Genomic DNA, 12,073 nt, shown 5'->3' with positions numbered 1-12,073 from the left:
TGATGGAAGAAAGGTATTTACAGGTTTCTTCGGGACGAGGTCCTAAGGAATGTAATATGGCTGTCCGGCTAGTATTCGATAGACTCGCTGTTGAAAGCCGTAAAGTTGGTGTAGAAGTCACGGAAATAGAAAGAGAAGACGTTGATGGACTTCCTTGTTCGTTAATCGTCAGATTGAGCGGAAGAGATATGGAACAATTGATTGATCATTGGGTTGGTACAATCTGTTGGGTGTGTAAAAGCCCTTTTCGTCCTTTACACAAACGGAAGAATTGGTTTGTCGACGTTAAAATGTACGATCCTGAGGAAAAGGAAAAACTGTTGAATTTGAAAGATGTATATTTCCAAACAATGCGGAGTAGCGGCGCAGGTGGGCAGCATGTCAATAAAGTAAGTTCTGGCGTCAGAGCTACGCATGCACCGACAGGGGTGAGTGTTCAGGTGATGGATACGAGATCCCAATTGCAGAATAAGGAGATTGCAATGCTGCGCTTGGCTGCACGTCTTCGGGATTTAGGGCAGGCCAAGTTAAACGCGACCAAAGTACAAAAATGGAAAGATCAAATCGAGGTGTCACGGGGACAGGCAAAACGCGTCTTTCATGGACAAAAATTTATTGAAAAGTAAGTTATTTTTACTGTTTTACTGAAGCGAAAACCCTTGCTAGTATTTTGGCAAGGGTTTGTTTTTTAGCGTTAATTTTTTTTATTTGAAAAATGCTTGCAGTTTATTTGTTGAAAGTCAATGATCGGGATTTAGCTGTGTTAGACTTGTAATATTTTAACATTTGATGTTAAAATATGGGTAATATTGGTCAATATCATAGCGTGCTCTGTTTTAACATTTGCATAATTTAGATTTTATAAAAGCATTTTAAACTAACTAACAGAGACTAGCTTATGAACAAAAGAAGTATTGCAATACTAGCATCCAATATACTAGTATGTTCTGCGCTTTATGCCCAAACAGCACTTAAAGGTAAAGTGTTGGATCAGGATGGCAAACCAATACCAGGGGTATCGGTAACCATTCGAGGCGGTGCCGGCACGCAGACAGGAATTGATGGTGGATTTTCATTAACATATACAGGTGGAGGAGTTTTAAATGTCACTGCAGTTGGTTATAAATCCAAGCAGTTTCAACTGAATAATCAAACGAATTTAAGCATTACATTAGAATCTTCAGCGGAGAATTTAGACGAAGTGGTGGTTACCGCATTAGGTATCACAAGAGAGAAGAAATCGTTGGGTTATGTCATGCAGGAGGTTAAAGCCAAGGAATTGACAGATGCCGGACAACATAGTCTAACAGGAGCATTGGCGGGTAAAGTTGCAGGTGTCCAAATAAACCAATTTGGTGGAGCGATCGGATCTTCAGCGCGTATTTCGATCCGCGGAAACACGTCGTTACAGGCAAACCAGCAACCGCTTATCGTAGTGGATGGTATTCCTATTACAAATAACTCTCAGCGTTCCGGAGATAATACCTATACTGGGGTGGATTACGGTTAGGGTCTAAACGACATTAATCCAGATGATATCGAAAGCATCAACGTACTGAAAGGTGGGGCAGCAGCACTATACGGTATGCGTGCTGGTACAGGCGTTATTATGATTACCACAAAATCTGGAAAACGGGCCGAAAACGGAGTCCAGATTTCATACGATGGTAATTTTTCCATCGACAGAGCCGCCAATTTACCGAAGTACCAAAATTTATATGGTCAAGGATCACGGGGGGATGAATACAGTTTTAAGAAATTTGGTGGAAATCTATCTTATCAGGATTATGTAACGCAGAATTCATTCAGTTACGTTGATGGCACAGGAAACATTGGTGTTAATGATAATATCGATGAATCTTGGGGGCCTCGCATGGACATTGGTTTGTTGATACCACAGTTTAACAGTCCGGTTGTGAATGGTGTACGCCAGGCAACAGCATGGAATTCACATAAAAACAATGTTAGAGAGTTCTTCCAGACAGGTTTTTCCCAAAACCATAATGTTTCATTGCTTTCCAAATCAGATCGATCTTCTACACGTGCATCTATTTCCTTTAGGGATCAAAAGGGAACAGTACCTAATACAGATCAGAAAAAATATACTGCCCAGCTGAACAATGAATATAAGGTTAGCGATAAAGTGTCTTATGACATTATGAGTAACTTTACGCGTACAGAAAGTAACAACTTGGTCACGCAGGGATATGATGCAGCAAATCCAATGAACGGCCTGATCTGGTTTGGTCGCCAGGTGGATATGCAAGACTTGGAAAATAATTGGGATCAAAAAGATGCGCAAGGGAAATATACCTATTACAATTGGAATTCCGCTTATCATATGAATCCTTTTTATACGATGCATGAATCCCGTAATGCGATGAAGATGAACCGTGTTTTCGGTAAGACATCCTTATATTATCAACCTTTTGATTTTTTGAAATTTGAGGGACGTGTAGGATTGGATTACTATAACACACATATGTTTGAGACGACTTATTTTAACTTTGATAACCAAGATGGTAAGTTCAATGACATAAAAAATAGCAATTCCGATTTTAATGCAGATTTTATCGCAAATTTCAATAAACAATTTGGGGATTTGAGTTTGACAGGTATTTTGGGTGCTAACTACCGCGATTATCAATATGAAACAAGTACACTAGGGGCCAAAGGATTAAATGTATTAGGCGTTTATACGATTGCGAATAAAATAGGAGATGCCTACACGTTTATGGATCATTCGAAAGGCCGATCCAATTCGGTTTACGCTCAGGCAAATTTGGGCTGGAAAGATCAATTATATTTGGATCTGACAGCACGGAATGACTGGTCATCGACACTACGGAAATCCTTTTTCTATCCTTCGGCAAGTTTAAGCTGGATTCCGACAGCTTCATTTGAAGGTCTGAAAAGTGATTATTTGAATTTTTGGAAAATGCGATTTAATTTGGTGAAAGTAGGTAACGCTACACAACCTTATCAAAATGGAAACTATTATTATGCACAAACAGATGCTTATAATAACCTAGCGCAAATGTACAAGAGTATGGTCTATGCGATCGAAGGCCTGGAACCTGAAGCTATCACTTCTTATGAAATCGGTACTGAGCTTGGATTATTCAAAGACCGTCTTCATTTAGACCTTACCTATTATCAAAAAATAAATAAAAAACAATTGCTTCCAGTGACGACCTCCAATGTGGTTGGGTTTAGTAGTATCTTCTTAAATGCGGGAGAAATTCGAAGCAAGGGTATTGAAGTTCAATTACGCGGTGATATCCTGAAACGTGAAGATGGATTGAATTGGACAACAACTGTCAACTTCTCAAAAGATAATAACAAGGTTGTTGAACTTTATCCTGAATTGGGCTTGAAAGATTACAGACAGGGTTGGACTTGGGGCATCTCCAATATGGCTTCTGTGGGGCGCCCTTGGGGAAGCTTGGTTGGCCCCGGATACGATCGTGTAAAAGATGGACCGATGAAAGGTGCTATTAAAGTGGGTTCTAACGGTCTGGTTTCTACACCACTTGATGGTCAAGTGATTGGTAATGCTGTGCCGGACTTCTTGGCTTCGATGCGTAATGACTTCACCTTTAAAGATTTTAGATTTGGCTTTATGCTCGATTTTCGTAAGGGGGGAGATATTTGGTCACAAACGATGTCCCATGGTTATGCGACGGGTATAGCTGAAATCACTGCTGCGGATGGCATTCGTGAAAGGGCAATTGTAGCAGGTCGGGATGTGATGAAGAATGAACGATTTGCAATGTCGGACGGAAAAGGAGGCTGGGTTGCAAATACCATAGAAACGTCAGCGCAGGACTGGTACGAAAATGGCGGAATTGCCGAAATGTATGTTTTTGATGGTTCTTTCCTGAAATTAAGAGAGGCCTATATTTCGTATAATTTACCAAAACATTTATATAGTAAAATAAAAGGGATTAAGCGGGCTAATATTTCTGTAACGGGTACCAACTTAGCCTTGCTTTGGGTGCATAAATCAAATACGATGCGGTTAGATCCCGAAGCGGGAGGTGTATCTAGCGATTCTAGAGGTGTAGGATTTGAGCAAGCGACAGTTCCAAACTCAAGAAGTATAGGTCTTAAACTTGGTTTTACATTTTAATTAATACATAAAGTTTAAGATATAGAACCCCAAAAAATTATGATTATGAATACTTTCATTAAAAAATTTAAATATACGCCTTTGTTAGCCGTTCTTTTGGTGACAGGTTGTACCAAAAATTTTGAGAAAATTAATACCGATCCGGATGCTTTAAATGACGTTCCACCACAAAATATGTTGGTCAACGTGATGCGAAATGCCGGAGACCAGTTTGGCGGCGACGTTGATGGTTATGGTACATTTGCTGGATATATTGTTAAAATTCAATATCCAGATAACCTGAGTGGATTGATTCCGACAAATAATACCTATGGCAATCGTTGGGCTGCTTGCTACTATAATATCACCCAAATGAAAGACCTGCTTAAAAAGACAGAAGCCAATGCTGAAGGGTATAAAAATACAAGGGCTATAGCAAGAATTTGGAATAACTACATGTGGTCTTATTTATTGGACGGCTGGGGTGATATTCCATATTCAGAGGCATTTAAAGGACGGCCAGAAGATGGTTCGGTATTGAAAGCCAAATATGATAAACAGGAGGATGTTTTTCCCGCAGTTTTAGCGGATCTCAAATCAATTGCTGATGAATTGGCGGCTGGTATTGGAACGGATGATGTTGGTAACTATGACGTCATCTATGGAGAGGCTAATAGTGGTAGTCCGGATGTAAAAACACAAATGTTAAGGTGGCAGAAGTTTTGTAATTCGCTACGCTTGCGGATGGCAATACGCATTTCTTCCGTTGCTCCGGCATTAGCTAAATCTACAATAGAGGAAATTGCTGGAAATAAGACAAAATATCCATTAATTGAGACCAATGCGGAAAGTTGTCAAATGTTTTTCCCTGGAAATCTGCCTTATATGGAACCTTGGTATGAGTCTGGTATTTACGGTAAACGCATCAACAATTGGGGAATGTTTGATATTTTTATCAATCATTTAACGGAAACGAACGACCCTCGGATTGAGTCCATTGCGCAGAAAAATAATGCCGGTAAATATGTTGGGTTTGTTAATGGTTCGTTGACTAATCCTTCCCCTTCAACATCAATTTCATGGATTGGACTCCATTATATCAATAACCCTGCTGGGGCAGTACCTTTTTATAAAGCCTGTGAAACTTATTATATGTTGGCTGAAGCCGCATTATTAGGTTATAATGTTGGAATTACAGCTAAAGCAGCCTATGAAACAGCAGTTAGGCTATCTATGGAAGATAACGAAGTTGCTGAACCAGCTGTGAATGCTTATTTAGCCGGAGCGGGAAAATTTGATGGGTCGAAGGATCGTATCTATTGGGATATGTGGGTCGCTTTATTTAAAGAAAATTTTGAAGCCTGGAGTTTGTATAGAAGGACGGGAATTCCTAGCACCAATTATCCTTCAAAAATTCAAAATTCAGCAACTCCACATACAGACCAACCATTTCGCCTGCCTTATCCGAATAATGAATACCTATATAATACGGATAACGTTACAGCAGCTGCGCAAGGGACTGTGGATTATAACTGGGGAAAACGCTTATGGTGGGCTAAAAATAACGGTAAAAACTAGTTTAAAATGCTTTATTGAGCGGGTATCGAAAGATCCCGCTTTTTTTTGCTCGTTTTAATGACAATTTTACCCCTTCGGTGCAAGACGTCCTGTTAACCTTTCTGATAAAGCCTCAACATCAAAAGTTGGGGCTTTTTGATTGCTACTGTATCCTCCCTTAGAAAAAATAGTACACGGTTGTTAAGGCCATTTAGCAGACTGCGGGAAAGCTTTAGCCGCTGAAATAATTTATTTATAATTAATAGGGACTATTACCGTATTTTCTTCTGTCATTGACCTTTAATGTAGAAAATAATTTGTTTTATTGCGGTGATAATTAGTATCTTTAAGAGGAAGGGCCTCAAAAGAATTCCTTCAGACTAAGTAAACTTAAGTAGTCGCTGTAACCTGCATCTAAAGGAGGTTATAGGGCATGGAATTTCAAATTCGATATTATGATAAAATCCCCGGGCTTCCTTTTTAAGGAAGCGATCAAGAATGAAAAACCATTACAAATTGTTGGAGCGATCAATGCGAATCATGCTCTTTTGGCTGAACAGGCCGGTTTTAAAGCTATTTATCTTTCTGGAGGTGGTGTTGCAGCAGGTTCTCTTGGGATTCCGGATCTTGGGATTACAACACTTCAGGATGTTTTGATTGATGTGGATCGCATTACAAATGTGTGTAAGCTTCCTTTGCTGGTGGATATTGATACTGGCTTCGGTCCTTCGGCATTCAATGTGGCACGTACAATAAAGTCTTTAATTAAAGTGGGCGCGGCGGCAGTACACATGGAGGATCAGGTGGGAGCTAAGCGTTGTGGGCACCGGCCTGGGAAAGAGCTCGTCTCTCGATCTGAAATGGTTGACCGTCTGAAAGCGGCGGTGGATGCACGCACGGATGAACATTTTGCCATTGGTGCACGTACAGATGCACTGGCTTCCGAAGGCCTTGAGCTTGCTTTGGAAAGGGCAGTGGCTTATAAAGAAGCCGGAGCGGATTTTATTTTTGCCGAGGCGGTGCATCATTTGGAGCAATACGTTCAATTTAGTGCGGCAACAGGCCTTCCGATTTTGGCGAATATCACCGAATTTGGACAAACACCGTTGTTTGGCCTGGATGAACTTCGTCAAGCGGATGTTTCTATTGTCCTTTATCCGCTATCTGCCTTCCGTGCAGCTAATAAAGCCGCTACAACTGTTTATCGTCATATTCGGGAAGATGGGGGGCAGCTGAATGTGATCGACGATATGCAGACGAGAGAGGAGTTATACAGAAGTATCGATTATTATGCTTATGAAAATCGATTGGATCAATTGTTTAACAAATAATTATATTCAGATGGAAGAGACAAACGGCGCAGGTTTTAAGCCTAAAAAAAGTGTAGCACTTTCTGGTGTAACAGCTGGTAATACGGCTTTGAGTACTGTCGGAAAAAGTGGTAATGATCTGCATTATAGGGGTTATGATATTTTAGATCTGGCGCATCAGGCAAGTTTTGAAGAGGTTGCTTACTTACTTATTTATGGAAGTCTACCAACACAGGCGCAGCTCGTCACGTATCAAAGTCAGTTGATCAGTCAACGTGGCCTACCTATTACTGTTCAACAAGTCCTTAAGCAGTTGCCATCTACAGCCCATGCCATGGATGTTTTACGGACTTATGTTTCGTTTTTCGGTAGTGTATCGCCAGAAAAGGATAGTCATCCCATTGCTGGTGCACGGGATATTGCAACTCGTCTGATGGCATCGATGGCTTCAGCACTGTTGTACTGGTATCACTTTAGTCAGCATGGACGTGAGGTGCAGGTTGAGACTTCGGACTCCACTTTAGGCGGACATTTTCTACATCTCCTGCACGGAAAGGTCCCATCGCCGTCTTGGGTGAGAGCGATGCAAATTTCACTTAATTTATATGCGGAGCATGAATTCAACGCATCCACATTCACCGCTCGGGTAATTGCAGGAACAGGATCAGATATGTATTCCTGTATAGTAGGGGCAATAGGTGCGCTACGTGGACCTAAGCATGGCGGAGCCAATGAGGTCGCTTTCGAAATTCAGAGTCGTTATGCAAATGCTGATGAGGCGGAAGAGGATATCCGAAGACGATTGGCAAATAAAGAAGTCATTATTGGATTTGGCCATCCGGTGTATACGATCTCGGATCCAAGAAATCAAGTGATAAAACAAGTTGCGAGAGAGCTGTCGGAAGAAGCAGGAGACATGACACTCTACCTGATCGCGGAGCGGTTGGAAAAAGTTATGTGGGAAGAAAAGAAAATGTTTCCGAACCTGGATTGGTACTCCGCCGTGTCCTATCATATTATGGGGATTCCAACGGAGATGTTTACGCCCTTATTTGTTCTCTCACGTATAACAGGCTGGTCAGCGCATGTTTTTGAGCAACGTCAGGATGGAAAAATTATCCGGCCGAGTGCAAACTACATTGGTCCCGATGATAGACCTTTTGTACCTCTTTCCGAACGGTAAATTTGGATTAATGAAAGGTGTTTAAAGTGCTTTTTGAACAGGGGGGAGAGGAAGAATTTAGCGCATAAAAAAAACGAATTATATTAATAAATAGAACGATAGTCTTATACGAAATACACGAATGAGTTCAGCAATATCAAATGAAAGACCACAACCGGATCAGGTTTTAGTGGACATTGTGGATTATGTCCTAAATTATAAAATTGAGGAAAAAGTTGCTTGGAATACAGCATTTTACTGTTTTCTCGATACCATCGGCTGCGGCTTGGAAGCATTGACTTATCCTGCCTGTACTAAATTGTTGGGGCCAGTTGTGGCAGGGACCGTTGTACCGAATGGTGCAAGGGTGCCGGGTACAAATTTTCAATTGGATCCCATTCAGGCTGCCTTCAATATCGGCACGATTATTCGATGGCTGGATTTTAATGATACCTGGCTAGCTGCAGAATGGGGCCATCCATCCGATAATTTAGGGGGAATTTTAGCTGTCGCAGATTGGTTGAGCCGAACCAATATTACGCATGGTCAAAAACCATTGAAAACTAAAGTGGTGCTCGAGGCAATGATTATGGCTCATGAGATACAAGGTGTTTTGGCGCTTGAAAACTCGTTTAATAAAGTGGGTTTGGACCATGTTATTTTGGTTAAGGTAGCTTCAACAGCGGTGGTAGGTAGGCTCCTTGGTCTCACAAGAGAGGAATTGCTCAACGCGGTTTCTTTGGCTTTTGTCGATGGACAAGCTTTACGCACTTATCGGCATGCACCAAATACAGGTAGCCGAAAATCATGGGCAGCCGGAGATGCAACTTCACGTGCTGTTCGACTGGCCATGATCGCAAAAACAGGAGAAATGGGCTATCCATCTGTTTTGACAGCTCCAATCTGGGGATTCTACGATGTATCCTTTAAAGGAAGTGCATTTAAATTTCAACGTGCTTACGGATCATATGTGATGGAGAATATTCTTTTTAAGATTTCTTTTCCCGCTGAGTTCCATGCACAGACTGCAGCCGAAGCAGCAATGTTACTTCATCAGCAATTGAAGGAATTCGGAAAAAGTACTTCGGATATTGCCCGTGTTACCATTCGTACACATGAAGCGGCTATCCGGATTATCGATAAAAAGGGGCCTTTGCACAACCCTGCAGACCGTGATCACTGTATTCAGTATATGGTTGCTGTGCCGCTGATCTTTGGACGTCTGACAGCTGAAGATTATGAAAATCATATCGCTTCTGATCCAAGAATTGATGCACTGCGCGATAAAATTTATTGTATCGAAGATACTCAATTCACCCTTGATTATCACGATCCACAAAAGCGGGCGATATCAAATGCTTTGACCATTGAATTGACTGATGGGACCTTATTGCCTGAGGTAGTTGTCGAATACCCAATAGGTCATCCAAGAAGGAGGGCAGAAGGAATACCTAAGTTAATTGAAAAATACAAAACAAATCTTGCTCGGGTATTTTCTGAAAAACAGCAAAAGGAAATACTTGCAGCTACCTTGGACTACGATACTTTCCTCGAACAGGATGTTTCGCGTCTCATGGATTTGTTTGTGCGCTAATGATATAGCTAGGGCGACTCACCCTATTTTTCGCCCTAGCTTTTGTTTAGTACTTTATAACATCATTACGCAATTATATAGAATATTTAGTTTTAAAGATGTAATCCTTTGTTTGGTAGTTTTTTAACCCTTTAATGGTTATCTGTTAGGGTAGCATTTAATAGGTGCTAGACAACTTCTTCAGTTGAGCACAGGTCGGTTTTAAGACCAGTTTGAGTCGAAACCATTATAAAATCTGAAATCTTTATCTGCCAGCTCTCTTAAAGATGCTGGAATATCCCATTGTTCACCGTAGGGCTGAAATAGTTGACATTCCGAAACGAATAGAGGAAGTGTTGTGAGATCGATGTGACCGAATACCCCCCCTGTATGGCTTGCATAACCAACCCCTAAGATGGAACCAATATCGCCATCGATGGGTTGATGAAGTACACCTTCTGCGAGGCATCGGTAACTATCCAATGCCATAACATGCAATAAACGCTTACGGATAATTGTAGCCGTTATATTTTCCTTTACAGATGCAATTATAGGGTTTTTCCAAATTTTCTTCTTTTTGGTTTCAGTGTCATAATCGTAGAATCCGGCGCCTGATTTTTTTCCTTTTCTTCCTTGATCCACCATACCTTTGAGGTAATTGTATGCGCGCTTTTGGCTGGCATGTAGTTGTGGAAGTTGATCATATACATGGAGCATTAGTTCCAAGGAGATTTCGTCTAATACCGCTAAGGGACCTACGGCAAAACCTGCAGCTATCGCTTCCTCTTCAATAAGAGTTGGAGAGATTCCTTCCAATACCATTGTAATACCCTCCAGTAAATAGTTGAAGAAAATACGCGAGGTGAAAAAACCTGGACCGTCTTGTACGACTATCGGAATTTTATTGAGGCGTAAAGCTGTGGTGAGTGCTTTCTCCAACGTTTTTTGCGCGGTTTGTTTACCACAGATGATTTCGACAAGAGGCATGCGGTCAACAGGAGAAAAGAAATGCATGCCGATAAAACTTTTAGGTTCGGAGCTTGCGAAAGCAAGCTCCGTAATGGGCAATGATGTCGTATTTGTCGCGAAGAACCCATTTTCACTTAAATAGGGTAAGCTTTCTTGTGTGACATTAGCTTTTAGGTGGAAATCTTCAAATACAGCTTCAATAATACAGTCAGATCCATTCAGATCACCGACTTGTTCCGTTGGTTTTATGCGTGCAAGCAATTGTTCCCCTTGGGATGCGGTCATGGCCCCTAAAGCCAGTGATTTTTCACAAACCTGCTTAGCATAAGCTTTGCCGCGTTGGGCTTGGGAAAGTGTAACGTCTTTTAAAGCAACTTCTATTCCTGCCCGGGCCGCCTCATAAGCGATCCCCGAACCCATCATTCCAGCACCCAGAATGCCTATTTTTTTTAGGCTATAATCTTCAAAATGATTTATAGTTTTGGGTGATTTCGCCAATTGGACACCATAATGAAGTGTACGGACCATGCTGAGTGGCTCGGGACGTCTTAATACGTGCAGGTACAAGTTTGCTTCCTGCTCGGCGGCCTCAAACGGTGTAGATAATTGTTTTTTTTGTAATAATTCAATAACTGCATTTGTGCCGGCGTATAAGCCGCGTGCTTTTTTTTGGATAGCGAGAATTGCTTCGGGCCCCAGTTCGTCCATTTGTTTTGTGTGCTGGTTGGCATCAATGCTGGGAGGATGAAGAATCCAGTTTTTTGCTAAAGGTAGGCAATCGTCCGGCTTCTGCGCCAATTCATTGATTAACCCAAGTTGATGTGCTTCTTCACTGCTCACAAGTTTGCTTTGTGTCAACAGACTTAGGGCATTTTCAGTACCTATCAATGCTGGCAAATAGATCGTTGCACCAAAAGCCGTAAACAAACCATACCTACTTTCCGGAAAGCCAAACTGAAGTGTTTCGGAGGCGATACGATAATTAGACCATAGCATAGTCGCTAGGGCAATCGCAGTACAATTGTTAGTGAAAAGAGAGACAATTGGCTTTTTAAACGTTTCCCAACGCAAAACTTTTGATGTAAGCTCGAATAAGTCCGAAGGGCTCGAGCGGCTCGAAGAAAACTGCCTAAATAATTGCGCATACTCAATTTTTTCGTCTTGAATCGGGCAAGTGTATACGACGCCTACCGTATCTTCCCGTTCGAGAATGAACGTAACCAAATCGACAAATTGTGTGAGATAGCCTATCATATCCAACTGCTCTGGAGCTGCTGCCGATAGAGGTTGGATTGTAATGATATGATGATTATCCTGTTCTACACGAAAGAGAGGGTGTGTCCTATAAGATTTATTTTCATCCATTGTATTGGTCCTGATTTTTAAAAGCT

6 protein-coding genes and 1 pseudogene are annotated in these 12,073 nt (G+C 41.4%); 6 read left to right on the top strand and 1 reads right to left on the bottom strand.

Annotation, left to right across the window (positions count from 1 at the left end):
- The first annotated feature begins 2 nt into the window (after positions 1–2).
- From prfH to B2O97_RS05535, 6 genes and pseudogenes are all read left to right on the top strand, one after another.
- Complete coding sequence (gene prfH / locus B2O97_RS05565) at positions 3–626, top strand: peptide chain release factor H (RefSeq protein WP_286767076.1); 624 nt, start codon at positions 3–5, stop codon at positions 624–626.
- A 272-nt stretch (positions 627–898) separates the two neighbouring features.
- Positions 899–4,132: pseudogene (locus B2O97_RS05555) on the top strand (SusC/RagA family TonB-linked outer membrane protein).
- Positions 4,133–4,177: 45 nt separating this feature from the next.
- Complete coding sequence (locus B2O97_RS05550) at positions 4,178–5,689, top strand: SusD/RagB family nutrient-binding outer membrane lipoprotein (RefSeq protein ID WP_070565667.1); 1,512 nt, start codon at positions 4,178–4,180, stop codon at positions 5,687–5,689.
- A gap of 434 nt (positions 5,690–6,123) precedes the next feature.
- Complete coding sequence (gene prpB / locus B2O97_RS05545) at positions 6,124–6,999, top strand: methylisocitrate lyase (RefSeq protein ID WP_070565348.1); 876 nt, start codon at positions 6,124–6,126, stop codon at positions 6,997–6,999.
- A gap of 10 nt (positions 7,000–7,009) precedes the next feature.
- A complete protein-coding gene (prpC, locus tag B2O97_RS05540; RefSeq protein WP_070565664.1) occupies positions 7,010–8,161 on the top strand; it encodes a bifunctional 2-methylcitrate synthase/citrate synthase in 1,152 nt (383 codons plus the stop codon).
- Positions 8,162–8,282: 121 nt separating this feature from the next.
- Positions 8,283–9,734, top strand: a complete 1,452-nt coding sequence (locus tag B2O97_RS05535) for a bifunctional 2-methylcitrate dehydratase/aconitate hydratase (RefSeq protein ID WP_070565347.1) — start codon at positions 8,283–8,285, stop codon at positions 9,732–9,734.
- A 201-nt stretch (positions 9,735–9,935) separates the two neighbouring features.
- Here B2O97_RS05535 and B2O97_RS05530 read toward each other — a convergent pair whose 3' ends face one another.
- Entirely contained in the window at positions 9,936–12,047 is a 2,112-nt protein-coding gene (locus B2O97_RS05530; protein ID WP_070565345.1) for a 3-hydroxyacyl-CoA dehydrogenase NAD-binding domain-containing protein, read from the bottom strand.
- Positions 12,048–12,073 lie beyond the last annotated feature (26 nt).

The sequence above is a fragment of the Sphingobacterium sp. UBA865 genome, assembly GCF_002295765.1.
GTDB classification, from domain to species: domain Bacteria; phylum Bacteroidota; class Bacteroidia; order Sphingobacteriales; family Sphingobacteriaceae; genus Sphingobacterium; species Sphingobacterium multivorum.
The sequence above is the reverse complement of the archived record's forward strand: the minus strand, read 5'-3'. Positions and strand labels throughout refer to the sequence as shown.

What these genes read in the sequence shown, in the direction of transcription:
- prfH (WP_286767076.1), top strand. Translation starts at nt 3, where the DNA reads ATGGAAGAAAGGTATTTACAGGTTTCTTCGGGACGAGGTCCTAAGGAA.
- B2O97_RS05550 (WP_070565667.1), top strand. Translation starts at nt 4,178, where the DNA reads ATGAATACTTTCATTAAAAAATTTAAATATACGCCTTTGTTAGCCGTT.
- prpB (WP_070565348.1), top strand. Translation starts at nt 6,124, where the DNA reads ATGATAAAATCCCCGGGCTTCCTTTTTAAGGAAGCGATCAAGAATGAA.
- prpC (WP_070565664.1), top strand. Translation starts at nt 7,010, where the DNA reads ATGGAAGAGACAAACGGCGCAGGTTTTAAGCCTAAAAAAAGTGTAGCA.
- B2O97_RS05535 (WP_070565347.1), top strand. Translation starts at nt 8,283, where the DNA reads ATGAGTTCAGCAATATCAAATGAAAGACCACAACCGGATCAGGTTTTA.
- B2O97_RS05530 (WP_070565345.1), bottom strand. Translation starts at nt 12,047, where the DNA reads ATGGATGAAAATAAATCTTATAGGACACACCCTCTCTTTCGTGTAGAA.